The following is a 26,071-nucleotide window of genomic DNA, read 5'->3' as shown; positions in this document are numbered from 1 at the left end:
TTCATCCCCCGGTTTGAGCCGGGGGATGATTTTGCTTTATGTTTATTGCCTTAGGCACAGCAGGATATACCTGTGAAATATCACCGGAAGAATATCGGCAGGCCCAGTGCCCGCACGATTGCCCCCGCAATTGCATACCCTCCTGTTGACGGATCAGGATGTAACCCGTCACCTATCATCCACGGTCTGGCTGAGCCAGCTGCGTAATCTTCATGGTTTAAACCGAAGGACGCCTGAAGATTAAGAAAAGCGACATCACGATCATCCCGCGCAATTTTATACATAACCCCCGCATAGGTTGTCATAGGAATTGAATTTCCCGTTGGCCGGTTATTCTCCGCCGGACAAATCAACAGAATATCGGCTGTAGGCCTTACTGAACGCACCCGATCAATCATTGTCAGGATATTTGTCCGGAAGGTTGTGGCTGACAACTGGGCGCCCTGGTCGTTGGTTCCCAGCATGATAGTTACCAGGTCCGCACCGAGCTCTTCAAACGCATCAAGCCAGCGCTGATCCATCGCATTGACCCAATGGTTACTATGCGAGCCACTCCCTCCCATTTTATGAATCAAAACACCTGACGCGGTCTGATTAAGGATATTCGCACCGTAGAGCGTCACAGGCGCAGTGATGACCGTATACGTTACCGTCCCACTGCCAGTTGTCGGCAATGAAAGCGGCACAACCTGCATACCTGCCGGATAAGCGGTAAGGTCAATCGTTACAGGATTGCTCCCAGTGGCCTGGTATTGAATCACCCCTGAGCCACCCTCAGCGAACAGGAACGAGTCAAAGCCCTGTGAAAAATTCTGGCTATATGAAATCGTCGCGCCGCTGGCAGCAGCTGTCACAGATGAAATGTCCGGACCGTGACCGGTGTTATACGCACAGGTAAACCCTGATTGAATAACAGATGTGCCGATAACATCGGTGTTATCGGCGTTGCCGTCATACCCGAACGAACGCCAGCCGTAACCAACAGGCGGAACCGTGGCGGCAGTGCCTGCGTTGTTGAAATAACGCCACAGCATTTGCGCCACCTTCAGCACGTAACGCGCTGACGTCCTGGTGTAGCTGTCCCCCAGCATCGCAACGACCAGCCTGACCGCTTCGGCGAAGGTCATTTTCGTCATCCGCATATGGGTTTCACGCAGACGCTCAATGCCAAAAACATCCGGAATTGCCTCTGTCGTAACCTCACCGGAGGTTTTCATTTTGACCGGCGTTCCGTCGGGCATCTCAGACAGGTAATAATATGCATACTCCTCAAATGCGGTTGCGGTCGCCCCCTTCTCAACCTGTGCATCGATATATCGGTCTGATCCAAAAGTGATCCGCGCGTATGCGATTGTAGAATCAGTCGCGAAGGATGTTAGCGCCTGCACAGATGATGCGTCAGCGCGGATGAACGCTTTACTGGCGTTGTAATACGCAATAAAGCGAGCGCCAACTAAGAGCGCATACGAAGTGTTGTAGGCGAGCGGGATATAATCTGAATACACATACCGTGAATCAGGGGAAATAACAGAGCCTGATTCATTGATGTACCCAGACTGGACAGTTTCTTTGTTGAACAGGTTTTTTCCAAGTGCCATTAAGCCATGTGAAACAAAGTTAATATCCAGTTCATCGCCATTAACGATATCACCTGGAATACGAATCTGAAAACCGTCAGGAAGCACTTTACGCATGACGTGCACATAGTCTTCAACGGGTGGCAGTGTTGGCGATTTGGCTATAAACATCGCATCTTTGTTTGACAGGAGCGTGGTCACTCTCATATATCCCGCGGACTCTGGGGCAGTAACAACATTAACCGCCGACACCGACGACAGATATTTTTTATCCGAGTCGTAGAAGTTAATGAATCGCATCGACCTGTTTGAGCTCAGGATATTACCTGCCGACACCTTGATATATTCCGAAGTGATGTATACGGACCCACTACCCGCCGGGACCGGGAACCATGTTCCAAATTCGTTGATATATCCATCAACCACATTGTTCTTATTGAACAGGTTCGTACCAGGACCATATAGGTCTGTTTCGGTCAGAGCCTTTACGGGATCAGAAAAGACTACCGGCACCCCTGAAAATACTGAGGGAGCCTTAGTTTTAAACGGCTCAAATTCGGTGGCCTTGTTATTCCTTTCCACCATGGTGACAGACACCACGACAGAAGGAATTTCTATCCTCATATAGGCGGCGGTCGGCGGTATTGTCAGCGGGTTGACAGGTTTTGTTGAATAGGATGAATCATACTGGCGGCTGATAAACATGCCCTTAGCGTCGTAGTATGCTGTAGCTTTCCACGGGTGATCGACACAATGTGGCACCGCTGGATCGACGGAAATATACCCTGATACGGTCATGCTGGTATCGGCATCTGTCAGGATGGTACCGATACTGGAAAGATGCACGCCGGCCATAGCCTCGGCAGGGTTAAACAAATTTTTCCCGTTAGCAAACCCCAGCGATTTATACGTATTTGTTGGCGCGCCTTTGATTTCATTCCGCAATACAGACTGGTAAGCCCGGTAGGGCATTTCACCTGCACCGAACGTTACCTGATACGTATCAATGTTTACCAGTGGTACGGAAACAATGAAATATGCAGTACCGGCAGGAACAGTAAACGCCAGAACCGATGACAAATCAGATAAAAAATTATCATTACTGTCAAAAAAGCTGACCACTCTGGTGAGTAGCCTGGAAGTATAAGCCCCCCCGGCCACGGCTGAAATTTTTTCTGAATAGCAGTAATCGGGATTCGCCCGAGGAACTCCCGTTCCCTCAAACAGATAAAAACCAGAAATAACCGCGCCTTTGTTGAACAGGTTCACTCCGGGTCCCACCAGGCTGGGAATAATCCCTTCTACGGCTTTCTGTGAAGTCATACGACGCCCGGTAGGTTGCAGCGTCCCGCTAACATTCATGACCTCAATAGCGAGTGCGCTGTTATCCTGGCTGCGGTAATACGTGGTTGAGCCCACCGGGATATTGGCGATATCAGCCTGTGCCGCCGCCAGCGTCATGTACTGTTTGCTCAGCGGGATGATGTTTTGCCGCACCTCATCGTTTTTCGCCATCATTTCGCGCCAGGTATCGAGCGGCTCCCCGCCACGGTCAGGCACGGTACCAGCAGGCCCACTAATCAACTGATCGGCCCGCTTCACGTTTTCCATAAAAATATCGGGGTCAGTGGTCTGCCCTACGGGTGGAACATAGGCCATGTTTTTTGCTCCAAAAAGTCATTTCGCCTAAACGAGGGTTTGTGCGAATAAAAGGAGCTTTTTACAATCAGCTATTTCAAGGAGTTAGATAGTGCTGATTGGCTATGCCAGGGTCTCAACCGGGGATCAAAACCTCGATTTACAGAAAAACGCGCTGATCCGCGCAGAATGTGAGCTGGTTTTTGAGGATATGGCCAGCGGGAAAAATGCCCGGCGGCCAGGGTTAAAGCGCGCCTTGCGGCGGCTGCGACCTGGTGATGTGCTGGTGGTCTGGAAACTTGACCGGCTGGGCCGCAGCGTGCGCGATCTAATTACGCTCGTGTCGGAGCTGCAGGCGCGCGGGGTGAATTTCCGCAGCCTGACCGACTCGATCGACACTTCGACACCGGCCGGCCGTTTTTTCTTCCACGTCATGAGCGCCCTGGCGGAAATGGAGCGCGAGCTGATCGTCGAGCGTACCCGCGCCGGTTTAGCCGCTGCGAGGGAGCAGGGGAGAGTCGGTGGCCGCCGCCGGGTAATGACTGAAGAAGTGGTGGAGCGGTGCCGCAGAATGCTGGAGAACGGCGCTACCCGACAACAGATCGCAGATGTGACAGGGGTGGGGGTGAAGACGATTTACAAATATCTCCCTGTAGCACTTACTCGGGAACCTCTTTGTAGAAAATTGCAGGGATTATCGGAGATAGTTTGAAGACTACTATGAAATTCCCCGAAAAACATTGCCTCATCCTTATAAACTTAAGGATTTCAACGTGGTAAAACCTGCTGCTGTTAAAAAGTAGTCAGCAAGATAGATTCATGGTACATGACAAGTAGAATGGTTCAATTATATAAAGAGGCTTCGCCTTCGGGACGCGTTTTGAACCTGCGATGCATCCACAGGTATTGCTCAGGGGCACGGAGAATTTCACGCTCGATAATCTTGTTTATATAAGCCGCTGCGGCGACCTTGTCCTCCCCTGGATAGCCTGACAGCGGATTGCTGATATACATGTGATAACCTTTTTTATCGCTACGTCGAATCATGCTAAGTGTGAGCAAGTCTGCACCAGCGAGTTTTGACAGAGCATACGTTCCGTTCGTCGTGGCTGCTTTTTTTACCGAGAAAAAAGGTGCAAAAACGCTTCCCTTAGATCCATAATCCTGGTCTGGTGCAAACCACACGGCTTCACCAGCTTTTAGCGCATGAACAAAACCGGATAAATTACGTCGATTAATCATCGCCTTATTTGAACGCATACGCCCTTTTGTCTGTACCCATTCCATTAATGGATTATTGTGTGGACGATACGTTGCCATCATAGGATGGCATAACCCCATTACTCTTCCACACAATTCAAGGGACATAAAATGTATCCCGACAACCATTACCCCTCTGGTCGCACCGGTCAGGTTTTCAAGCCCTTCGACATCAAACCATTTTTTGACTCTCGCATCGCTCCAGAACCAGGCCATTCCTGTTTCCATTAGTCCCAGCCCGAGAGAAACAAAGTTTTTATTGACCATCTGGCTCCGGGCAAACGGTGTCATCTCGGGAAAGCACAGTTCGATATTTCTACTCGCAATCCCTTCCCGGCGTTTCAGAAAGGGTCTGGATATTTTTCCAAGACCAGAGCCCAGAGTATGTAAAACCGGGTAAGGAAGTTGAACGAGAAGCCACAGCAGACCCAAACCAGTCCAGGTAAGCCAGTAGCGGGGATGGAGTAAATTATGAGTAAAAGTCTGTGCCATAAATTTCCTTAATGCTAATGAAGGTTATAACGCAAAAGGAAAACAATGAAGCAATTCGTCTTGAGCGATACATTTTGTTTTAGACAATTTAAACCCATCTAAATTCAGAAAAAATATTTTTGCAATGACTGGTAAAGAATTTAAAGAGTCAGGAATGAATTGTAAGCCAACAAAGTTATTCTGTTATAAATCCATGTTTTATCATTGATACTCAAGAAATTGTCTTCTTGATTCATCATCATCAAGGTACTCAAAAGAAAGAAGCCGAATTTTGGTAAATTTATAAAACCACTCACAATCGTTTCGTTGAATAATTTCGCCTGGTTTGAAACATATCCCGGATGCCACCCGTATAATCGCATATTTACCATTACTAAACCTGACCCGGTGAATACAGAAAGGTTGACCGGCCTGCCCGTGACAGCTGTTTGACAGGATATGTCCTTCAATAAAAACAGTTTTTTTAGATTTCATTATCATACCCTCGACAACTGCAGTACAGGAGAAATGTTGTCATTTCCCGACATCACTGACGTTAAGTGGCAGAAGCTGATCAGCCGCCGATACACCAGCATTCTGAAGGTCTGAAGAGCAGTCCGCAGGCAGGGCACTCAAGAACCGCATCTTTTCTTAGTTTACCTGCTTTCTGATCGGCTCTGTGTGCGCATGCCGGGCAGGCAACATGAACCGGTCTTTCTTTAAAATACCTGAGCCCATTTGTATAAGACATAAATAATTCTCTGAGGAATACAGTAATTATTATACGCTTTAATATAAAAATAACTGGCATAAGTTATGTTAAGTTGTGTCTGAATCAGTATATCAGATATTGAAAATTGAACGTCTGATTTATGGTACACTACCCTTCCGTGAGAAATTTAAGATGAAATCAGAAGACACCCTTGACTGGTATCCGGCACAACTACCGCCAGTGAAAATTATTCTTGGCGAAGCCGTGCTGGCTGTGGGTAAACAGGGCCGGCCGATTAATACCCGCACCTTGCTGGAATACCTTCAGGTCATGCAGGACAAACAAAAAAGGAGGGATGACAAAATCGCCATGCAGACTGCGATTGATGTTCTCAGGGATAATCAGCGCATTAACGGCAGACGTTAATGCACCTCCGGGCTCAGTGTCAGTTCTGAATGATCTCAACCGTATGGTTTTGTCCATCATCCTTCAGCGGTATTCTGTCATCAGGGAGGAGAACACCATCCAGTGTCACGCAATATTCTGCATCGCCGCGTGAAACACTAATCTGATAATGGCTTTCACCATATTGATATGCCATAGAAAAAGACGACCACTCATCCGGTAACCGGGCATGAACACTAAACTCAGTGCCGGAACGTTTTATCCCCAGTAATTCCTCGGTAAGTAAACGCCAGGCCCAGCCTGCGGAACCGGTATACCAGCTCCACCCTGCACGTCCGGTATGGGGAGCGACGCTGTAGACATCAGCACTCATGACATAAGGCTCAGCTTTATAAATCCCGACAGAGTCCGCATTCAGGGTATGATTTATAGGGTTGAGCATTGACCAGAGTTGCCAGGCTCGTCCGGCATTCCCCATTCGGGCAAAGGCCATCACTGCCCAGATGGCGCCATGCGTATACTGCCCTCCGTTTTCCCGCACGCCTGGCAGGTACCCCTGTATGTAGCCCGGATTTGGACCGTGTCCGTCGAAAGGAGGCGTTAACAGTTTGATCAGCCCTCCTTCGTTATCCACAAGGTGCTTATCCAGCGCCTGCATGGCCTTTGCGCACCGTCCCAGGCTCGCGGCGCCGGACAATACAGACCAGCTCTGCGCAATCGCATCAATCCGGCAGTCCTGTGAGGTTTTCGATCCCAGGGGAGTACCATCGTCAAAATACCCGCGCCGGTACCATTCCCCATCCCAGGCGTGGGCTTCGAGATTACTTTGCAGGCGCAGAGCCTGTGAACGGCACATCGCGGCGACGCTTTCATCCAGCCTGCGCTCCGCCAGCGCTGCAAACCGCTGCAAAATGTCGTACAGGAAGAAGCCCAGCCAGACGCTTTCACCTTTGCCTTCGATACCCACCCGGTTCATCCCGTCATTCCAGTCACCAGCACCCATCAGCGGCAGGCCATGCTCCCCGAAGCGAAGTCCATAGTGAATAGCTTTGACGCAGTGTAACCAGAGTGTCTCTTCGGTGCCGCTGATGACCGGCGTGTCATAGACAGACTCTTCACCAGGCTGAAGCGAGCGTCCCTCCAGATAAGGAATGCGTATTTCCAGTGCATCCATATCCCCCGTCGTTTCAACATAGTGGCAAACAGCAAGCGGCAGCCAAAGATAGTCATCGGAACAGCGGGTACGCACACCGTTGCCGTGTGGCGGGTGCCACCAGTGCTGCACATCCCCCTCGATAAACTGCCGTGATGCACAGAGTATTATCTGTTCACGCATCCGGTCCGGAGCAGCGTGGCTCAGAGCCAGCGTATCCTGCAGCTGATCGCGAAAACCAAATGCACCGCCAGACTGATAGTAGCCACTCCGGGCCATAAGACGGCAGGCGACTGTCTGATACAACAGCCAGCCATTAACCAGTAAATTTACGGACGTGTCGGGGGTGTTAACTACGATTTTATCGAGAACATTGTGCCAGTGATTATGAATCCGGTTCAGCTCCTGGCGGACCGTATCCTCGTTCATATAGCGGGCCAGCATCTCCTGAGCACAAACATCATTCTCCTCTGCGCCGAGGATAAAAATAAACGTCCTCTGGTCCCCGTCAATTAATGTAACCGCCGATTGCACCGCTCCGCAGGGATCCAGACCGGCCCCCGTCTTACCAGAAAGCTTTTGCAGTTTCATGGCCGAAGGGGCGTGAAGGGAACCATTACGGCCAATAAACTCCCGGCGGTCCCCTGTCAGAGAACAGTCATTACCGCTGACGGCAAAAAATGCAGTTCGGCCGCCACCATTATCACCATAAAAGTTATTCGCAAGCACCCCGCAGCCGCCGGGCGTTCTGGCCACATGTGTCACAATGTGAGGGGCTGAGCGCGTTCGTGTTTCTCCGAGCGTCCACTCTACATAGCCTGTGACGGAAAGTTGACGTGTCCGTCCCGAAGAGTTGCTGAGCGTCAGGAGCACCAGTTTAACCGGATCTTCTTCAGCAACCAGGACCGTCAACTCGCTGTCTATACCACTCTCACGATGGGCAAAAACGCTGTAGCCAAAACCATGGCGGGTCAGGTAATCACCGTGTCCGCGAACAGGTAAAGCCGTCGGCGACCAGCACTCCCCGCTCTCTTCATCGCGCAGGTAAAATGCCTCGCCGCTGCGATCGCTCACCGGATCGTTCTCCCACGGCGTCAACCGGTATTCATGGGCATTCTCATACCAGGTATAGGCCTGCCCTGCCTCTGAGATCACACTGCCAAAACGAGAATTTGCCAGTATGTTCGACCAGGGAGCCGGTGTAATCGCATTTTCCCGAAGGACGATCTGATATTCCCGCCCATCCAGAGAAAATCCACCGTACCCATTGAAATGGCATAACTGACTGGTATCAGGGCTCCAGTCCGTATGTTGATTACGCTCGCGCACAGCACGCGGAATGAATGCCCTTGCCGGCGATTTCAGGGTATGAATACGCTGGTTAAGCTGCTCATTAATACCCCCTGCGCGGTCATCAAGATAAAGACAGGCCACGCTCATCAAAAGCAACTTATCCTCAGCGGAGAGATGCTCACCGTTCCGGACAAAAAGCCCGCCCTTTTTATCCAGCAGACTGGCTTCAGACCCGGCATAAATTAACTCCATAATCTGATTTTGTAATCCCTGCTGGTAGCCGCCGGGGCTGTTATTCAGGATAACCAAATCAACATCCAGCCCTTTCTGTCTCCAGTAACGGTGTGCCTGAATCAGTGTGGTCACTGAGGTGATACTTTCCTCGCTGGTTATACTCAGCAGCACTATCGGCAGATCCCCTGAAATTGCCCAGCCCCACAGTCCGGACTGGCCACGCCGGTTGCGGCCGATCGCCTGGCCTTCGGCGCGCAGCTCCTGGACAGGGTAAAGCACAGCGCTGGCGAGACTATTGAACAACGTGGCATCATCTTCACTGGCGTTCATCTGGCGCAATACCACCAGACTGTGAGACCAGGCCAGTTCAAAGACGCGATCGGCGATAGGGTAATCGCGATATTTCTCCAGCAACGCCAGGCTCTGCTGACGGGTCTCGCTGATGCCATAAATGATATCAATCGTAACCGGCTGCCCCGGCTGCAGAATAATGGCGTTGCGAATTGCCAGTATCGGATCCAGCACCGAGCCCGACGTGTTGCCTAGCATCCCTCCCGTCTCTATTGCCTGTGCATTCGCAGGGTTTCTGCCACGTCCAATAAACCTTGCCCTGTCCGTTTCAAACGACACGTTATGTCGGTTATCGCCGTGCACCACCATCATGTGAAACAGGCAAGGGCCCGGTTCATCCGGTGAGCGCGGGCGCCGGTGGCAAAGAATAGCGTCACGCTCAGGAGCCAGCTCAGTCTGAATAAACAAATTGCTGAATGCCGGGTGTGCCAGATCGCTGGCATCAGGTGCCAGTACCACTTCAGCATAGGTTGTCAGCTCCAGAGAGCGAGGCTTGCGACCACGATGAATCAGTGTGAGCCGTCGCAATTCAACATCATCCTCCGGAGAGATCACCACCTGAGTTTTGACGCTGAGTCCCCCTAAGCTGCGTCTGAATTCTGCCCCCGCATCGGTGAACAACACTTCCTCGTCTTGTCCGCTGGTGTAGCCTGTTGGTTGCCAGGTATTGCTCCACACATCTCCCGTCTGGGTATCGCGGATGTAGCAGAATGCTCCCCAGTTATCACGGGTGGTATCACTGCGCCAGCGCGTTAGTGCAATATCATTCCAGCGACTGTAACCGCCGCCTCCCGCGGTCAACATCAGATGATAATGGCCGTTGGACAGGAGTTGAATATCCGGGGCGGGGGTATCCACGCTATAGAAAATACGGGGTTCATAGCGAACGGGTTTGACCATGCCCTCATGAGATTCAAAATGACGGCGCGGACTGTACAGATCGACCGCATCCGGCACGCGCTCCTGTAACAGCAGACTCGCTGACCGGAATACCGTGCTGGACATAAAGCGTTCAGTCATGGGGGCGTCAAGCAGCACATGAGCCAGCGCCTGAAATGCCATACCCTGGTGATGCGCCATCCAGGACTGTACCACCGCATAGAGCTGACCGGTTGCAAGACGTGAGGGGGTATAGTCCAGCGCTTCATAAAAACCGTATTCTCCGCGTGCACCATTTTTTTGCAGCCTGAACAGGTTCTCACAGGCTCTCTGTGGGGAAACCATCAGCGCCAGCAGCGTGGCGTAAGGAGCAACAACCATGTCATCGGCAAGTCCCCTGCGCAGACCGAGCCCCGGTACGCCAAATGCCTGATACTGATAATTATGCTGAACATCAAAAGCATGATAGCCAGACTCTGAAACACCCCATGGTACCCCGCGTTCTTTCCCCCAGTGAATCTGGCGCATAACCGCCGACTGACTCATTTCATCGAGCAGGCTGCCGGGCCAGGTGGGCATCACCAGATTCGGCATCAGATATTCAAACATGGATCCGCTCCATGACATCAGGGCCGTTTCATTATCAATCGTGGTAAACAATCGACCCAGCGCGTACCAGCTTTTAAGAGGCAGCTGATTAGTCGCAATGGCAAGAAAACTGGTCAGGCGGATTTCAGACGGCAGGAGATCGTAGTGGCTCTTGTCAGGCATATTGGTGTCACAGTTATAACCGACGCTGAGCAGACTGGTTGCTTCACTGTACAGAAAGGCGAAATCCATCCGGGCATGCTCATCCAGCCGCTGTTCCAGCTCGGTGATAATATTGAGTCGCATTCGGGCCTGCTCCGCCACTGACGCCGGAGGCGTTCCTGTACCGGTTAATGTCGGACGGGCAAGCTCGCTCAGCGTCGGCAGCGTCTGTTCATTCCAGGATGCAGGCAACCAGCCAAGCAACAGAGACCACTCATGGCAAAGCTGAACCAGTTGATGCTCCAGATGTCCAGCCCAGCGCATCTGAAGAGGAGATCCCTGATGGCATGCGCTGGTCAGATGGTTGCACTGGGTGCGCATGCTTTTCAGTTCGCTGAAAAGCGCCTGCGGAGAGAGCGACACCGCGTTCAGGCAATGCTTGCGCAGCAGTCTCAGGCTGTCAGGTGGGTTCTTACCCCACTGTTTTTCCAGAATATCCAGCGTATCGTTCAGTCCTGTCAGTATCTGTTGACTGCTTAAAACAGGCTGATGACGCATGGCGGACAGGCCTGCACGCAGGGTCAATAAATGCCCGGCCATATTGCCGCTGTCGACGCTGGAGATATAACGTGGACTTAGGGGGACCAGCGTACGGGTGTCATACCAGTTGTAGAGATGGCCCCGGTAGTGCTCCATTTTATCCATCGTGTCGAGCGTGAGCGACACGCGCCGGAGCACCTCTCCGCCAGGCAGGTAGCCAAAGTCCCATGCCGTCAGGTTAGCCATAAGTGAAAGACCAATATTGGTAGGAGAAGTTCGGTGTGCCACCGTCGGTTGTGGTATTTCCTGATAATTATCAGGCGGAAGCCAGTTCTCTTTTGCTGTGGCAAATGTTTCAAAAAAAGCCCAGATTTCACGGCTTGTCTGGCGTAACAGCTGTTTTTGTTCCTGATTAGGCGAAATAACCTTACGCACGGGCTGGCGACTCAGCCAGCTCATCAGCAGCGGTGCCACACACCATACCAAACCGATCGGTAACGCAATCCCCAGCAGCTGTGGGGCAAATTGTCCGGTCAGTATTGTCAGCGCCACGCCACCGGCAACGTTCAGCCACATCGCCTGATAAAAACGTGCAACAGTGGGTCTGGCCTGACTGCTGTCCTGGCTGTGGCTGACCCACTGGCTGAGGTGACGCCTGCTTATCCCCAGTCGCCATAGCGTCACGGCGATCGCTTTCAGCGAATATCCGGCTTCGTGCGGCAGTATCGCAAAATTAAGGCTGATACCTGACAGACGCTTTAGCGCGCCCGCCCCCACCAGTAACAGATGCGACTTCACGCGGCGACGCAGAGGTTTATGCAGAAGGTCGTGGCTAATGCAGAGGAGGGCTGGCAACAGCCATATCAGCAACAGTATGCCCAGCCAGTAAACCGGATTGGGTACCCAAAGCAGAGTGAAGAACAGCAATACCAGTAAGGAGGGGGCTACCAGGCTGCGACGCAGATTGTCGAGTAATTTCCAGTAAGAAAGCGCGGTCAGTGGATTCCGGGTACGGGTTCCATCGGTTTTTCTGACGTGTGGTTTCAGCCAGTTAAGCAGTTGCCAGTCACCCCGGATCCAGCGTGAACGGCGTGCAACGTCGGACAGATAATTATTAGGGTACTGTTCGTAGAGTAACACCTCACTCAGCAGACCCGAGCGCGCATAGCACCCTTCGAGAAGATCATGGCTGAGAACCAGATTTTCCGGGCAGGTATTGGCAGTGGCCTGCATAAAAATGTCAACATCGTAAATCCCTTTGCCCACAAACGATCCTTCCCCAAAGAGATCCTGATAGATATCCGAAGACATCATAGAATAGGGGTTATTACCCGGTATGCTGCTGCGCAGGGCGGCGTAACGCCCCTGACCGTTACGTGGTATCTCCTCCGCAAGACCGGGTTGTAAAATACCAAATCCTTTGACCACCCTCTGGCGTACCGGATCATACTCTGGCGTATTCAACGGATGGGCCATCGCCGCGACCAGTTTGTGAGCCGTATCGCGCGGCAACACCGTATCACTGTCCAGGGTAATGACGTATTTAATGTGATCCGGTAAAAGGTGGGCCGGCATGTCTGCAACGCTGACGAATTGCGTTCCCGGATGGCGCAACCAGCTGTTCAGCAACGCCAGTTTTCCCCGCTTGCGTTCGTAGCCCATCCACATTCCTTCCGAGGGGTTCCATTCAGGCTGACGATGTAACAGATAAAAACGTGGTCGACCGGAGGGGTAGCGCCGATTCAGCGCCTGCGTATCAGCGATAGCCTGTCTGAGCAGCGCGTGACTTTCCGGCGAGGGTTCATTTTCAGAATCTGCAAAATCAGTGAGCAGCGCGAACCTGAGATTTTCGTTTTCATTCCCCAACCAGCAAACTTCAAGACTGGTGAGGAGCTGGCTGAAACTTTCGTGGCTGGTCAACATGCAGGGAATGACTAACATAGTGGCACTGTCAGCGGGAATACCGGCTGAAAAATCCATCCCCGGCAAGGGGCGAGGAACGCGAAAACGGGTGGTTGCGTCACTGAGTAAATCACTCATTAACTGAGTTAAAGCGATAACCAGAGGTAATATCACCGCGATTAACAACCAACCTGCGCCCTGCATGGCAGTTTCGTGCAATATTGCCGCGGTCGCTGCGGTTGTCAACAACGCCAGGCTGCCAAGCCATGACAGCAGGGTTATTCTGTTGAAACTGTGCCGCAAGCGTATGAGTCTTGAGGTGTCTGCCAGAAGATGTATATCCAGTGCCTGTCGACCTTCGCCGGCGAGATAATAACCAATATGATGTTCCGGTGTATTGGGGGCTTTTTCCTCTGAAAGCGCCAGCACCCTGTCAGCAACCTCAGGCTCGCTGAGCCCACTGTCTCTGGCCAGGACCTCAACTACGTGCCGGTAATGATCCCGGGTATTGAAGTGCATCCGGGGATAGATACCGGCAGGATCATTGCTTAATGCCTGTTCGACGACGCTTATCGTTTCGGCGAAATCAGCCCAGTCCGTTTCACCCAGTAATCGCAGGCCTGCGATGCTGTTACTGACAGACAGCTGGCTGGCGGCAAGCTGTTGATTGAAGTTATTTATGAGAATGTCAGTGGTGACTCCCTGTTCCCGAAGGCACTGATCAACCCAGGTAAGAGGTAACGACAGCGCGTTGCCGTGCCCCTGCAGACGCCGCACCAGTTCTGCGACAAACGCGCTGGATAACGGAGGACGGGAGCGCGCCAAATCGGCAACCACCATAATTAAATCACCAGGCGCACTCTCTGCACATTCGAAAATCCTGGTTATCCACGTATCTGCCAGGTTTCTGTCCTGTTGCGCTTTTATCACTTCCATACTGATACGACGAAGATTTTCAATCAGCGCCAGGCGAAGCATTCCCGGTAATGCCCAGATTTCACCTAGTGTCAGCGGCGTCACCTGTTGATAGGCAGCGAGATAGCTGGTCAGACTGGTGGCATCCCAGCGGCCATCACCGTGAGCAATGGCCTCTGATGCGATATGATAAATTCTTGGGCAATTCAGCGGCGACATCAGCGACGGGAGACCTTTACCAAAACTTTTCGGCAAGTGCTGGCGGACGGTACGGATTTGTTCCTCAATCAGATAATAATTGTCCAGCAACCACTCCCCGGCGGGCATGATACTGGTCTTTTTACCTGCATTAAGCTCATAGCAGTTTTGGGTGATAACGGCCTCATTGTCGCCAAGCCGTTTCAGAAGATAATAGGGATGTTTATCCGGTGATACTTTATGGGTCCGCGCCAGCTTCTGACCATAGCGTTCCATCTGGGCAGTCGAAAAGAGTTCTGACCGCGGAGTGCTTTCGCTTGCAGGATCGTTCGCCGAAAACGTTACGTTTGCGGCAGCATTCACCGGAATACGGGAGCGGTTAAACCACGCTCTGGGGTTCATTTTCATAGCATTGCTCTGATGCGACATTAGCGCGCAGGAGCAGTTGCGAAATCAGTTCAGAAACGTTCTCTCAGGATGGGCGTCAGGCATCAGGGATTTAACAGCTGCTGGGATTTAACTTAAGTATAGAAGATGGTTCTGTCCACGGTGGATCAGTTGATACTAGCGCCGTGAGATAAACAGGGCTTTACACCGAGGGCAAAGCATGGCCTGATTGCGCCGGATTTTTGCCATCGGTTGAACTGATTTGAAACCACAAACAGTGCAGACAACAGTGGCAGTAGATGCACCGCTGAAGAATTTCATTGCGTAATTGATAATAGACATAACCATTAACCTTTCAATGAATGAACTTCACCGTATCACATATGGTTAAGTTTTAATCTGTTTATTTTGAGACCCTGAAATTCAGGAGAGGTAAATGTTCGCAGCCACAGGCCCTCTGGGACCATTGATCCGACAGAATTCTATGCGGCTTCCTGGGATGAGTAATTCTGATTCGCGGGAGTTAACGGCTGAAATGTGAAGCAGAACGTCTTTTCGTCCATCAGATGGGATGATGAGGCCTTTACCACTGAGAATGTCAAAGCTTTTGACAATGCCTGTCATTTTATGGGACAAGTCAATTCCTTATTGAAAACACGTAAAGACTATACATTCAAAATAGTATATTGCCACATTTAATTTTCCTGCAGGACTTCTGGATGGCTAAAAAATAATTTGCTTATATCGATTCCCTGTGCCTTAATGAATCCTGTTAGTTCAAAGTACAAACGAACGTTAAACATTTTCTGGTCAGTCCTCATTACCAGGCGCTATCGCTGATATCCCCTCTTTTTGAGTCATACCTTTAATACTATACGTTTACTATTAATACTATCATGTATAACGGGAGTCAGTATGTCTACAAGAATTAAAGGTTTGGTAAAATGGTTTAACGAAGATAAAGGTTTTGGTTTCATTTCACCTCTTGACGGAAGCAAGGATGTCTTCGTCCATTTCTCCGCGCTCCATGGTGAGAATTTCAATACCTTATTTGAAGGACAGAAAGTTGAGTTCGCCATGCAGAGTGGTGAAAAAGGGCCTGCTGCTACAAACGTAATACTTTGCGATAAATGAAGATTTGTGGGCCTGCGACAACGATGAAGGATTATTCCTGAGTAGACAGGTCCATAAATTAAATCAGAGAAAGTCGGTTATTTTTAATATCAGGTCAACATGTTTTTCGCAATTATGAGTGTGCTGACCGATGTGATGAAGTGCAGGGCTGCTGCATGAAAGCAGAAGCTAACTGATTGTTAAATAATAAAATATGTAAGAATCGAGGCTGCCTTCGAAATCATCACGTCCCTGATTGTATTTTAATGGCATCGTCATTTAACATCACTGATAGAAGAGAGTGACGGGAAAGACTAACAGAATTATGGTGGCATATGATAAAAGTACTCGTTTTCTTTAATACCGAATCCTGTAAAGTCATGACCGTTCCGGAGGGGACATCCTCAATCAGACAGGAATACCCAAACGGTGAAGAAACACATCTACAGATTATGTCTGCAGGCTTTCCTTCATTAACCGGTGATCATGATGTTATTTACGTAGCCTCTGACAGACAGTTAATGTCACAGGAAATTCTTGATGCGTCCCGGAAATATTTATAGCATTTTCGTTATGTTCTCTGCTTCAAATTTAATTGCGTATTTACCCTATTTATCAGAAGCGAACAAAAAATGAGTTAAAATCTTTGTGGCTTGCTAATAGCAGGCCTTTTTTTACATGTTCATTTTTAATAATCGTTCTCATATAAGGAAGTCACTCTTTGTGCACTGACAAAATGCAGATATCTTTCTAACCTGATGACTTTGCTGCTGGAATGTTCATCATGCACGACTGAAGCCGCGAGTCATGGGGGGATACCTAAATATTTACCGGGAGGAACCCGGCATCATATTGATACATCCAGACAATGCAGCAAGGGCTTTTTCACCGGATATTCCATTTTCTGACCCAGTAAGTTATTATCGAAAAATTATTATTTATTTCCGCTTTTGGCATTAGGCGCACGTCTGGCTATGTGCATTTGATTGCCTCAATCAATTATTCCCCTGATTTTTCACATTTTTTTACGGCGCGCGTCACTGCATGCTAGATAAATTTGTCTGCGGGCACGGTGCCATCCGCAGCTAACTCCTCTGACTCTTTCCCTCCAATGTCCTGCCTCATCCATTATCTTGCTGCTTCTGGCGACAGTACCAGAGGCTGGTGGTCGTGGATATCTATTAGACCTTTTTCTGTTGCTGCGGTGACGATCAGAAAGCCTTCTGTTTCGTCTCCACGTTCAAATGGTGTGCTTCCGATTGCCGCCATGAATATCGGCTGGCCATCGGCGCGATGGATAAAGTAGAGTGGGTTGCTTCTTGTCACCTTCTTTCTTCCATTCGAAGCCCCCATCAGCAAAGCAGATCGCCCGGCCATGTTGCCATAGCGGCTTAAACATCCTGCCGGTGACCACAGTTTCAACACGCGCGTTAATCAGTGGAGCCTTATCCCACCACCCGGGCGCATAACCCCAGAAGACAGGATCGATATGCAATTGTTCGCCGCGTTCGCTCAGAAGCAAAACTTTGGTACCGGGCGCGACGTTATATCGACTAATCGGCGCCGGGTCATATGCAATGTCACGATCGGCATCATCTGCAAGGTAGGACAGATAATCTTCACGGGTCATTGACTGAGAAAAGCGTCAGCACATATCAACCTCCAGTGGTCAGACTGGAAGTATAGAAGGTGTGGAGGAAACGTAGGAAGGGAACTCCGACAGCCATCTAACTGATGACTGTCGGAGATGACGTCAAAAACAATGTGTACAAAATTGTGTGTTAAAGTCAGGAAAAACGCACAATTTAAAAATTTAAATCATTGTTTTTAATTAAAAAATTATTTAGTTTGTAGCTGCTATCGTAGGGCATACCATTCCTTATGTTTCAGTGGGTTAGCCATGGCACCGAGAATATCGGAAATCACGTTGACAATAATCACCAGCGCGCCAATCACCATCACTCCGGCGGAGATCGCCGCGTAGTCCTGCTGACGAATGGCGTTGATAAGCCACCGGCCCAGCCCTGGCCAGCTGAATACCATCTCCGTGATCATCGCCAGGGTGAGCATGGTGGAAAACTGCAGGCCGAGGCGCGGGATCACCGGCGGCAGGGCGTTGTGCAGCACGTGGCGCAGTAAAATTTTGCGTCGCGAGACGCCGCGGGTGGCGGCCGCCTTGACGTAGTTGGTGTCATAGACTTCGCTGGTGCTAATGCGCATCAGGCGGATCACTTCGGTAGTGGGGGCTACCGCCAGGGTCAGCACCGGCAGCACCATATGCCGGGCGGCGCTGACGATCATCTCATGGCGCCACGGCGAGTCCGAAAGCCAGGCGTCAATCAGCGCGAAACCGGTGACGTTTTTCACCTCATACAGCAGGTCGAAGCGGCCGGAGACCGGAAGCCAGCCGAGGGTCAGGGAGAAGAAGAGGGTCAGGAGCAGCGCCAGCCAGAAGACCGGGATCGAGAAACCGACCAGCGCGACGGCGCTGATCAGGGTATCGGGCCATTTGTTGCGCATCACGCCGGCGATCATCCCCACCGGAATGCCAATCAGCAGGGCAAAGCCGAAGGCGAGGATGCACAGCTCCATGGTCGCCGGGAACACCTCGCGCAGCTGCTCGGAAATCAGCTGGCCGTTAATGCTGGAGACGCCAAAATCCCAGTGCAGCACCCCTTCAAACCAGAACAGCCATGCATTCCACAGGGTCGCGCCCTGCAGCGGGGCATGGGGAGTGAAGTAGCTCAGGCTGAAGCCGACAAAGGTCAGAAAAAAGAGGGTGACCAGCAACAGCAGCAGACGGCGCAGGGTAAAAATAATCATGGTTTTTTCACCTCTTCGGTTTTCTCCCGCGATACGCCAGCGAACGAAGCGTTACCGAAGGGGCTAAGCACCAGGCCTTTCATATCATAGCGATAGGCCTGCAACCGCAGCGATGAGGCCAGCGGCAGGACCGGCAGTTCACGAGCGAGGATGCGCTGGGCCTCTTTGTAAGCGTCCATCCGCGAGGAGAGCTGCTGCGAGAGCAGCGCTTTTTGCAGCACGTCATCGAATTCCCGGTTACACCAGTGGGCGAAGTTGGTTTGCGAGGCGATCGCCGCGCAGCTCAGCAGCGGCCGGAAGAAGCTGTCCGGATCGTTACTGTCCGTCGCCCAGCCGGAGAGCGTCAGGTCATGGTTCATGTCCATCAGCCGCGCCTCCTGGAAGCGCCCCTCCACCGGCATGATGATCACCTTGACGCCAATCTGCGCCATATCCGCCTGGATCAGCTCTGCTGTTTTCAACGGGCTGGGGTTCCACGCCTGCGAGCTGGTGGGAACCCACAGTTTGAGGGTCAGATTTTCCAGCCCCAGGGCCTTCAGCCGGGTGCGGGCCTCCTGGGGATTATATTCGGTAATCTTAGCGTCGTTATCGTAGGCCCACGAGGCGCGCGGCAGCATCGACGCCGCCGTCTCCGCGGTGCCATAGTAGATAGACTGCATCAGGCGCTGGTTGTTAATGGCCAGCGCCAGCGCGTGGCGCACCTCCGGGTTGTCCAGCGGCGGCTTGGCGGTGTTGAAGGCCAGCCAGGCAATGTTCATCCCCGGACGCAGCGTCAGGCGCAGGCGCGGGTCGTCACGCAGGATCGTCAACTGGCTGGCGGCCGGCCAGGCCAGCACGTCGCATTCGCCGGTCAGCAGTTTCGACAGGCGGCCGGTTCCACCGGAGCCGAGGTCGACCACCACCTGCGGCATCAACGGTTTTCCGCGCCAGTAGCCGGGGTGGCGCTGCAGGCGAACATACTGCCCGGAGCGGTACTCAGACAGCTGGAACGGGCCGGTGCCCACCGGCTGGCGATCGAGCTGTTCCTGACGATCGTCCTGCGTTAAGCGGGCGGCATATTCGGCGGAGGTAATCGATGCATAGTGGGTGGCCAGATGCCAGAGGAATGATGCATCCGGCCGCTTGAGGCGAAACTCCACGGTCTGATTATCGAGCTTGCGGACGCTCTCCACGCTGTCAGCAAACTGCAGGCTGTCGAAGTAGGGGAAGCTGCTGCCGTTGACGTTGTGCCAGGGGTGATCGCGGTTAAAAATGCGGCCAAAGGTGAAAATCACGTCATCGGCGTTGAAATCCCGCGTCGGGGAGAACCATGCCGTGCGTTGAAACGGGACGTGGCGGCGCAGGTGAAAGCGGTAGGTGGCGCCGTTATCGAGGACTTCCCAGCTCTCCGCCAGCTCGGGGACCAGCCGATAGGTATAAGGGTCGACGTCAAGCAGGCGATCGTAGATCTGCGCGGCCAGCGTATCGACGATCAGGCCGCTGCTCACTTTCTGCGGATTAAAGGTATTAACCTGGCCGCTGACGCAATAGACGAAACCGCTGTCGCGAATATCGGCGCGGTCGGGGAGCGCAGGGGCGGCAAAAGCCTGCCCACACAGCAGGGAAACCGCTGCCAGGAGAGATGACAATTTCAGGCGCATATTTTCTGTTTGATTATAGAGTTGAACTCTATCTTATTAAGATTCATAGACATTCACCACCGCCTTCAACAAGCCTGAGGGATAATGCGGTTACCGGGTGCGTATAGTATTCAGTCAATTGATTAAAATAGTCGCGGAACCGAGTCTGTATAATGAAACATGGTAACTTTTTATCGCCGATATCGCCAGTCAGCTCTGTTTGGCCGCAGTTGACCGGACGGTGGACGCGACGTTAACGCCGGGGATAAATTCAGTATAGCGGGGAGAAAGCAGAGGGTTCGACGGGCGGGTAACCCTACCCGTCGGATGTCATACAGGGGGGAACGTTCTTGTTTATCGTGACAACGTCACTTTTTGATAATCCATATTCCGCAAGTCTTCCAGTAGCCCCGGGCCGACCGGCTGCCACTGCAATCGCTCGCGAGTCCATGCCGAGCTGGCGCGCAGGTCAAGGGCGGTAAAGGGGGCAAACCAGCCGAACCAGGCGTCAGCCTGCGCCTCATCCAGCTGGGTCAGCGGCAGATTTAAGCCCCGGGCGATAATTGCGGCAATCTCGCGTAATGCGATCCCCTCTTCAGCCACCGCATGGTAGCGCTCGCCCGCAGCGCCCTGCAGCAGGGCGCTGACGTACAGGCGCGCGACGTCATCGACATGGGCGGCGGACCAGCGGTGGTTCCCCTCGCCGCGCAAGGCCACCGCGCCGCTGGCGACCGCGCGTTCGATATAGCTGGTCAGCAGCCCCTGGCGCACGGTGTCATGCACCTGCGGCAGGCGAACGACCCGGACGTCCACTCCCGCCTCCAGCAGCTGCTGGCCGGCAAGTTCTGAGGCGGTCCGCGGGCTGGGGTGCGCGGCGTTAAAGCACGACTCGCGGGCCGGGGCGCCGCTCCCGTCGTCGCCCATCAGCGTGCCGGAGGTGATGACCAGCGGCCGCGCGCTGCCCCGCAGCGCCTGGCCGATGGTGAGGATCGCCTGGCGGTCTTTCTCGCAGTTGGCGGCAAAGCGGCTGAAGTCGTGGTCGAAAGCGGTATGGATCACCGCGTCGGCGCTCTCGACGCCCGCCAGCAGCGAATCCGGGGCGTCCAGCGTGCCGCGGCGCACCTCGACCCCTGCCGCTTCCAGGGCCTGCGCCGTGGCGTCGCTGCGCGCGAGGCCGATAACCTGATGGCCCGACGCCTGCAGCGCCGGAAGAATACGCGAGCCGATAAATCCGCTCGCGCCGGTAAGAAATATACGCATTATGAACCTCCTGAACGGGTTATCAGGCGTATCCTACCCGCGATGTCATACTATAAAAGTAGAGACATTATCGGGGTATAAATTCTAACAGGCAGACTTACAGGCAGATGATGAACACTTCTGACAATCATGCTTTAGGTGATTTTCTCCGCGCCAGGCGCCAGCGTCTCGACCCGGCAACGTTTGGCTTCCCGGCGGGACGCCGGCGCACGCCGGGCCTGCGCCGTGAAGAGGTCGCCCAGCTCGCAAGCATCAGCCCGACCTGGTATACCTGGCTTGAACAGGGGCGCGGCGGGGCGCCTTCCCGCGAGGTGCTGGAGCGGATCGCCCGCGGTCTGCGGCTGACCGCCCCGGAGCGCGAACATCTGTTTATACTCGCCTTCGGCCATCCGCCGCAGACCCGTTTGACGATCACGGATGATATGACGCCGCGGCTGCAGCGGGTGCTCGATGCCTTCGCCATTCCGGCGATTATCCGTACCGCCAGCTGGGACGTGATCGCCTGGAACGCGGCGGCGGCCAGGGTGCTGACCGACTACGGCCAGCTGCCGCTGGCGGAGCGCAACGTGCTGCGCCGCCTGTTTACCCGGCCTGAGGCCCGCTGCACCCTGGAGGACTGGCAGACGGTGGGGCAGCTTATCGTTAACGCCTTCCGCGCCGACGTCACGCGGATGGGCGCCACGACGGAAACTGACCAGCTGATCGCGGAGCTCAGCCAGCAGAGTGTCGAGTTCGCCCGTTTCTGGCAAAGCCACGACGTCGCCGGCCACGGCGAGGGCTATAAGCGCATTCACCACCCGCAGATGGGCCCGCTCGATCTGGAGTTCACCTCTTTTGCCGTGGAGGGCCGCCCCGATCTGTCGCTACTGGTTTTCAACCCGGCGACGACGGAGAGCCAGCGCAAAATTCACGGTTTGCTTCAGGCGTCGGGATCCTCATCGGGGGAGTACTGAGGGGTAAATTCGTACAGGGCCAGGGCGTTGCTCTCCAGCGAGTCGACCCGCAGCCAGTGGCCGTCGAGTCGGGCTTCCTCCACGCTGAGCGCCGGACGGGCCTGATGCATCAGCCACTGATAATCTTCGGCGTCGGGGCCGCTGCGGCTGCGAAAGGCGTCCACCAGCGGGAACAGCGCGCCGTGGTGCTGATCGAAGAGGTGCTGTTTGATGCGCCAGCGGCCCTTGAGCCCCTGCAGCCGCACATTGTACGGCTGGCTGAAGCGTTGAATAAAAGCCGCTTCGCTGGAGAGCCAGGGGTTGTAGACCACCGTATTGCGCAGCAGCAGCTGGTAGTGCCCCTGGTGATGGAGCAGCAGCAGGTTTTTGTCGTGAAACAGGATCTCGCCGCGCAGCCGTCGCCAGAGCCACAGCACCCAGTAAACCGGGCGTGGCAGCCCGTGCAGATAGTGCAGCGCCAGGCTGGAGGTATCCAGCTTGCCGTTGGCGCGGGCTTCGCCCTGGAGGCCGGAGTTTAACCAGAAGCCCGCCAGCCAGACCTGGTCCGCGACCCCCAGCAGATTATCCATCAACAGCGCGCCGCGAAAAAAGCGCCCGTTGGTGTCCCGCGTATCGCCGGTCAGCGTATTCCACGAGAGCAGCCATAGCGGCAGGTTAAGCTGCCGTTGACGCAGGGCGCTGTGGATCTGTCGCAGCTTATGTGCCGGATAGTGCTCGCTGGAGGCCAGACTGCTGCTGTCCGCCTGAGCCAGATCCAGCCGTTCGTTGGCATCCGCCTGGCAGGCGAGAAAATCGGCTTCCGCCAGCAGCGGCGAGTGGAACAGCGGATCGTCCCCGGGCGCGCTGGCGGCAAAGCGGTGCCAGATCCCCAACTGCGGCTGCGGCAGCAGACGGTGAAGAACCTCGCGCTGCTGCCGCCAGGCGGCCTGGCGGGCCGCTTCGCTGGCCTGCGGCGACCAGTGCCAGACAAAGCGCCAGCTGCTGAGCGTCGTCGGTGGAAAATGGTTGGCGGCGAGTTGCAGGAAGCGCTGCAGCAGATCGCTGCGGGTGGTGACCCCGGTATGCAGGATCACCTGCCAGCCCATCGCCGCCAGCCAGCTGAAGATCTGCTGCAGGTTGTACCAGCAAGCGTAGCCAGCCATCTGCGGATCGTCCCAGCCGGTGCCGAACAGGCGGCTGCTGAGAAAGGCATCGTTGATATCAATGGCATACACCGGCAGGGCGCGGTGCAACTGCTCCAGTTCGCGGCGCACGTCCTCCCGCAGCAGATCGTCCAGCTCGCGCACGGTCACCACCATCCGGGTATGGCGCAGCACCGCGGCGCGCGCCGGTCGCTGGTGCAGGTTGATCTCCCGGGTTTGCGGCGGATTGATCAACAGCGGCTGACTCTCCCGGTCGCGTTGTTCCGGCTCATTAAGGCGGGCGTAGAGCCGGTCCACGGCCACCGGCTGCCAGCGATCGCCCTGCGGCGGGCGCGGTCGGCCCGGCTCCCGGGGGGACCGCTCGCGATACTGGCGCGGCGTCACCCCATGGTGGCGCTTAAACAGATCGCTCATCATCCGCGTGCTGGCGAACCCCTGCTCGCGGGCAATTTGCTGAACGGGTTTGCGGGTGGTTAACAGCTGATCGGCAGCGTGGCGCAGGCGCAGCGCGGTGAGGTACTGAACAAAACTGACGCCAACCTCCTTGTGAAACAGGCGTGACAGCCAGGCCTCGGAGACAAACTCGGCGGCCGCCACCTCCTGTAAAGAGAGACGGCGCTGATAGTTGGCGTCGATCCGCGCCACTACGCTGGCTATCCTCCGGCTCCATTTTTCAGCATCGCGCCGTGGCGTGAAGGCAATGGGCTGGCTGAAGCGCGTGGCCAGCAGCAGCGCTATCTCACTCAGCCAACGGTTGGCCTCCAGCCGGTAATGGCCGGGATGATTGACCAGGCCGCTCACCAGCAGCTGGCGCATCAGGCGGCGCAGGCCGTCATCGACATCGCGGGTGCGCGGCGATATCTGGTAGTCGACGGCAAAAAAGGCGTTGTCGAGGCGGGCCAGCCAGCTGGCGGAGAGGGTGAGGATCATCACCGCGTTGCCCCCGGCGCTGCGCAGGCTCCAGCGACGGTTGCGGTTAACGATCGCCAGCGCGTCGACGGCAAGCTGCTGCGGCGCGCCTTCCGCCTCCGCCAGATTTACGCTCCCCTCCAGCACCCACAGCAGCGTCAGCAGATCGCTCTCCGGCTGGCTTAGCTGACGCACATCGCGCACGGTGACGCTAAAGTCGCCTGAATGCTGCTCCACATGGTTCTCCTCTGTAGACAAAAAGCAACCGGTTGTTTTTTGTCATAACCGATATGTATGAAAAACACTCATTCATTTCTCGTCAATATAAAACAAAAAAGCGCGCCTGAAAGCTGTTTCACCCGCATAAACTCGAAAGTGTCGTGCAAACACAACACAGGAATAACAAAAATGACACATCCGTTGCTTGAAGCCTTGCAGGTCAACGAGGCGCAATTTATTGCCTTACGTCGCCGGTTCCACCAGCAGCCGGAGATCGGCTTTGAAGAGCATCAGACCAGCAGCGAGGTCGCCCGACTGCTTGGCGAATGGGGATACGAGGTTCATCGCGGCCTGGCGGGCACCGGGGTGGTGGGTACGCTGCGCGTCGGCCACGGGGAAAAACGCCTCGGCCTGCGGGCGGATATGGATGCCCTGCCGATGCAGGAGCGGAGCGGGAAGCCGTGGGCAAGCCAGGTTGACGGGCGCTTTCACGGCTGCGGCCATGACGGGCACACCACCACGCTGCTCTACGCGGCTGAATATCTGGCGCGCACCCGCCAGTTTAACGGGACGCTGCAGCTGATTTTCCAGCCCGCGGAAGAGTTGCTGTACGGCGGGCGGGTGATGGTCGAGGACGGTCTGTTTGACCAGTTTCCCTGCGACGCCATCTTTGGCCTGCACAATATGCCGGGTCAGCCGCTGGGTAAAATTGGTCTGCGCGACGGGGCGATGATGGCCTCCTCCGATACGCTGCATATTGAAGTGAAGGGCGTTGGCGGCCACGGCGCGGTACCGGAGCATACGGTGGATGCCACGCTGGTGGCCTGCCATATTACCCTCGCGCTGCAGTCCATCGTCTCGCGCAATATCACCCCGTTTGAGCCAGCGGTCGTGACCGTCGGCAGCATCCAGGCCGGACATGCGCCCAATATCATTAACGATCATGTGTTGATGAAGCTCACGGTGCGCACCCTCAATGAGCAGGTACGCGAGACCGTGCTGCAGCGGATCCATGATATTGCCGTGGCTCAGGCGGAGAGCTTTAACGCCACGGCTACGCTGACCCACGTCAACGGCAGCCCGGTATTACGTAACGATCCGGCGGCCAACGCCATGGTGCGGGAGGTGGCCACAGCGCTGTTTGGCGCAGAGCAGGTGGGCGAGGTGAAGCCGTTTATGGGCAGTGAAGATTTCGCCTTCATGCTGGAGCAGCACCCCCACGGCAGTTATTTCACTATCGGCGCTGGCGACGAGCCGGATCGCTGCATGGTGCATAACCCGGGCTATGACTTCAACGACGCGCTGTTGCTTAGCGGCGCGGCGCTGTGGTGCGGCCTGACGGAACACTATCTGCGTTAATCACCGGAA

The 26,071-nt window shown here is 54.3% G+C and carries 16 protein-coding genes and 1 pseudogene; 6 read left to right on the top strand and 11 right to left on the bottom strand.

The annotated features are described in order from the left end of the window. Positions 1-80: 80 nt before the first annotated feature. Complete coding sequence (locus tag ABLV04_RS22565) at positions 81-3,236, bottom strand: SGNH/GDSL hydrolase family protein (protein WP_348816211.1); 3,156 nt, start codon at positions 3,234-3,236, stop codon at positions 81-83. Between the two features lie 91 nt (positions 3,237-3,327). Here ABLV04_RS22565 and ABLV04_RS22560 point away from each other — a divergent pair, with 91 nt between their 5' ends. Next, complete coding sequence (locus ABLV04_RS22560) at positions 3,328-3,927, top strand: recombinase family protein (protein WP_062913846.1); 600 nt, start codon at positions 3,328-3,330, stop codon at positions 3,925-3,927. Between the two features lie 131 nt (positions 3,928-4,058). On the opposite strand, the gene lpxP is transcribed toward ABLV04_RS22560, so the two are convergent. Then, positions 4,059-4,967, bottom strand: coding sequence for a kdo(2)-lipid IV(A) palmitoleoyltransferase (lpxP, locus tag ABLV04_RS22555; protein ID WP_023322469.1), 909 nt, complete (start codon positions 4,965-4,967; stop codon positions 4,059-4,061). A gap of 201 nt (positions 4,968-5,168) precedes the next feature. Next, positions 5,169-5,441 carry a hypothetical protein gene (locus ABLV04_RS22550; protein ID WP_023322470.1) on the bottom strand — a complete coding sequence of 91 codons (273 nt, stop codon included), beginning with the start codon at positions 5,439-5,441 and terminating at the stop codon, positions 5,169-5,171. Positions 5,442-5,850: 409 nt separating this feature from the next. Between ABLV04_RS22550 and ABLV04_RS22545 the strand changes: the two genes are divergently transcribed. After that, positions 5,851-6,084: a hypothetical protein gene (locus ABLV04_RS22545; protein ID WP_004132711.1), complete on the top strand. Its 234-nt coding sequence runs from the start codon at positions 5,851-5,853 to the stop codon at positions 6,082-6,084. A 19-nt stretch (positions 6,085-6,103) separates the two neighbouring features. Here ABLV04_RS22545 and ABLV04_RS22540 read toward each other — a convergent pair whose 3' ends face one another. From ABLV04_RS22540 to cspF, 3 genes are all read right to left on the bottom strand, one after another. After that, a complete protein-coding gene (locus ABLV04_RS22540; protein ID WP_348816210.1) occupies positions 6,104-14,686 on the bottom strand; it encodes a glucoamylase family protein in 8,583 nt (2,860 codons plus the stop codon). Positions 14,687-14,842: 156 nt separating this feature from the next. Continuing rightward, positions 14,843-15,007 (bottom strand): YnfU family zinc-binding protein, encoded by a 165-nt coding sequence (locus tag ABLV04_RS22535; protein ID WP_213191361.1) that lies wholly within the window; start codon positions 15,005-15,007, stop codon positions 14,843-14,845. Positions 15,008-15,088: 81 nt separating this feature from the next. Further along, positions 15,089-15,301, bottom strand: coding sequence for a cold shock-like protein CspF (cspF, locus tag ABLV04_RS22530; RefSeq protein ID WP_071787615.1), 213 nt, complete (start codon positions 15,299-15,301; stop codon positions 15,089-15,091). Positions 15,302-15,580: 279 nt separating this feature from the next. Here cspF and ABLV04_RS22525 point away from each other — a divergent pair, with 279 nt between their 5' ends. Beyond that, positions 15,581-15,799, top strand: coding sequence for a cold shock domain-containing protein (locus tag ABLV04_RS22525; protein ID WP_023279058.1), 219 nt, complete (start codon positions 15,581-15,583; stop codon positions 15,797-15,799). A 314-nt stretch (positions 15,800-16,113) separates the two neighbouring features. Beyond that, positions 16,114-16,341 (top strand): hypothetical protein, encoded by a 228-nt coding sequence (locus tag ABLV04_RS22520; RefSeq protein ID WP_071787616.1) that lies wholly within the window; start codon positions 16,114-16,116, stop codon positions 16,339-16,341. 565 nt (positions 16,342-16,906) lie between these two features. Here the strand turns inward: ABLV04_RS22520 and ABLV04_RS22515 are convergent. The 4 genes and pseudogenes from ABLV04_RS22515 to ABLV04_RS22500 form a co-directional block, all read right to left on the bottom strand. Next, a pseudogene (locus tag ABLV04_RS22515) lies at positions 16,907-17,408 on the bottom strand (SOS response-associated peptidase family protein). 227 nt (positions 17,409-17,635) lie between these two features. After that, positions 17,636-18,601 (bottom strand): putrescine export ABC transporter permease SapB, encoded by a 966-nt coding sequence (gene sapB, locus ABLV04_RS22510; RefSeq protein WP_017900865.1) that lies wholly within the window; start codon positions 18,599-18,601, stop codon positions 17,636-17,638. Further along, positions 18,598-20,241, bottom strand: a complete 1,644-nt coding sequence (gene sapA, locus ABLV04_RS22505) for an ABC transporter substrate-binding protein SapA (RefSeq protein ID WP_023289350.1) — start codon at positions 20,239-20,241, stop codon at positions 18,598-18,600. The genes sapB and sapA overlap by 4 nt, the downstream gene beginning before the upstream one ends. Positions 20,242-20,574: 333 nt before the next feature. Continuing rightward, a complete protein-coding gene (locus tag ABLV04_RS22500; RefSeq protein WP_180265796.1) occupies positions 20,575-21,483 on the bottom strand; it encodes an SDR family oxidoreductase in 909 nt (302 codons plus the stop codon). 107 nt (positions 21,484-21,590) lie between these two features. On the opposite strand from ABLV04_RS22500, the gene ABLV04_RS22495 reads away from it, so the two are divergent. Further along, on the top strand, positions 21,591-22,433 hold the full coding sequence (locus ABLV04_RS22495; RefSeq protein WP_147733819.1) for a helix-turn-helix transcriptional regulator: 843 nt from the start codon (positions 21,591-21,593) through the stop codon (positions 22,431-22,433). Here ABLV04_RS22495 and ABLV04_RS22490 read toward each other — a convergent pair. Beyond that, positions 22,400-24,721 (bottom strand): helix-turn-helix domain-containing protein, encoded by a 2,322-nt coding sequence (locus ABLV04_RS22490; protein WP_065812999.1) that lies wholly within the window; start codon positions 24,719-24,721, stop codon positions 22,400-22,402. The two genes, ABLV04_RS22495 and ABLV04_RS22490, sit on opposite strands and share 34 nt — an antisense overlap. A 171-nt stretch (positions 24,722-24,892) precedes the next feature. Between ABLV04_RS22490 and ABLV04_RS22485 the strand changes: the two genes are divergently transcribed. Further along, positions 24,893-26,062, top strand: a complete 1,170-nt coding sequence (locus ABLV04_RS22485; protein WP_064158318.1) for a M20 aminoacylase family protein — start codon at positions 24,893-24,895, stop codon at positions 26,060-26,062. The last annotated feature ends 9 nt before the right edge of the window (positions 26,063-26,071 follow it).

The sequence above is a fragment of the Klebsiella sp. JN_Kp127 genome (genome assembly GCF_040062505.1).
Lineage (GTDB): Bacteria > Pseudomonadota > Gammaproteobacteria > Enterobacterales > Enterobacteriaceae > Klebsiella > Klebsiella quasipneumoniae.
The sequence above is the reverse complement of the archived record's forward strand: the minus strand, read 5'-3'. Positions and strand labels throughout refer to the sequence as shown.

What these genes read in the sequence shown, in the direction of transcription:
- ABLV04_RS22535 (WP_213191361.1), bottom strand. Translation starts at nt 15,007, where the DNA reads ATGTCTATTATCAATTACGCAATGAAATTCTTCAGCGGTGCATCTACT.
- ABLV04_RS22485 (WP_064158318.1), top strand. Translation starts at nt 24,893, where the DNA reads ATGACACATCCGTTGCTTGAAGCCTTGCAGGTCAACGAGGCGCAATTT.
- ABLV04_RS22525 (WP_023279058.1), top strand. Translation starts at nt 15,581, where the DNA reads ATGTCTACAAGAATTAAAGGTTTGGTAAAATGGTTTAACGAAGATAAA.
- lpxP (WP_023322469.1), bottom strand. Translation starts at nt 4,967, where the DNA reads ATGGCACAGACTTTTACTCATAATTTACTCCATCCCCGCTACTGGCTT.
- sapA (WP_023289350.1), bottom strand. Translation starts at nt 20,241, where the DNA reads ATGCGCCTGAAATTGTCATCTCTCCTGGCAGCGGTTTCCCTGCTGTGT.
- ABLV04_RS22545 (WP_004132711.1), top strand. Translation starts at nt 5,851, where the DNA reads ATGAAATCAGAAGACACCCTTGACTGGTATCCGGCACAACTACCGCCA.
- ABLV04_RS22540 (WP_348816210.1), bottom strand. Translation starts at nt 14,686, where the DNA reads ATGAAAATGAACCCCAGAGCGTGGTTTAACCGCTCCCGTATTCCGGTG.
- ABLV04_RS22495 (WP_147733819.1), top strand. Translation starts at nt 21,591, where the DNA reads ATGAACACTTCTGACAATCATGCTTTAGGTGATTTTCTCCGCGCCAGG.
- sapB (WP_017900865.1), bottom strand. Translation starts at nt 18,601, where the DNA reads ATGATTATTTTTACCCTGCGCCGTCTGCTGCTGTTGCTGGTCACCCTC.
- ABLV04_RS22520 (WP_071787616.1), top strand. Translation starts at nt 16,114, where the DNA reads ATGATAAAAGTACTCGTTTTCTTTAATACCGAATCCTGTAAAGTCATG.
- ABLV04_RS22565 (WP_348816211.1), bottom strand. Translation starts at nt 3,236, where the DNA reads ATGGCCTATGTTCCACCCGTAGGGCAGACCACTGACCCCGATATTTTT.
- ABLV04_RS22550 (WP_023322470.1), bottom strand. Translation starts at nt 5,441, where the DNA reads ATGAAATCTAAAAAAACTGTTTTTATTGAAGGACATATCCTGTCAAAC.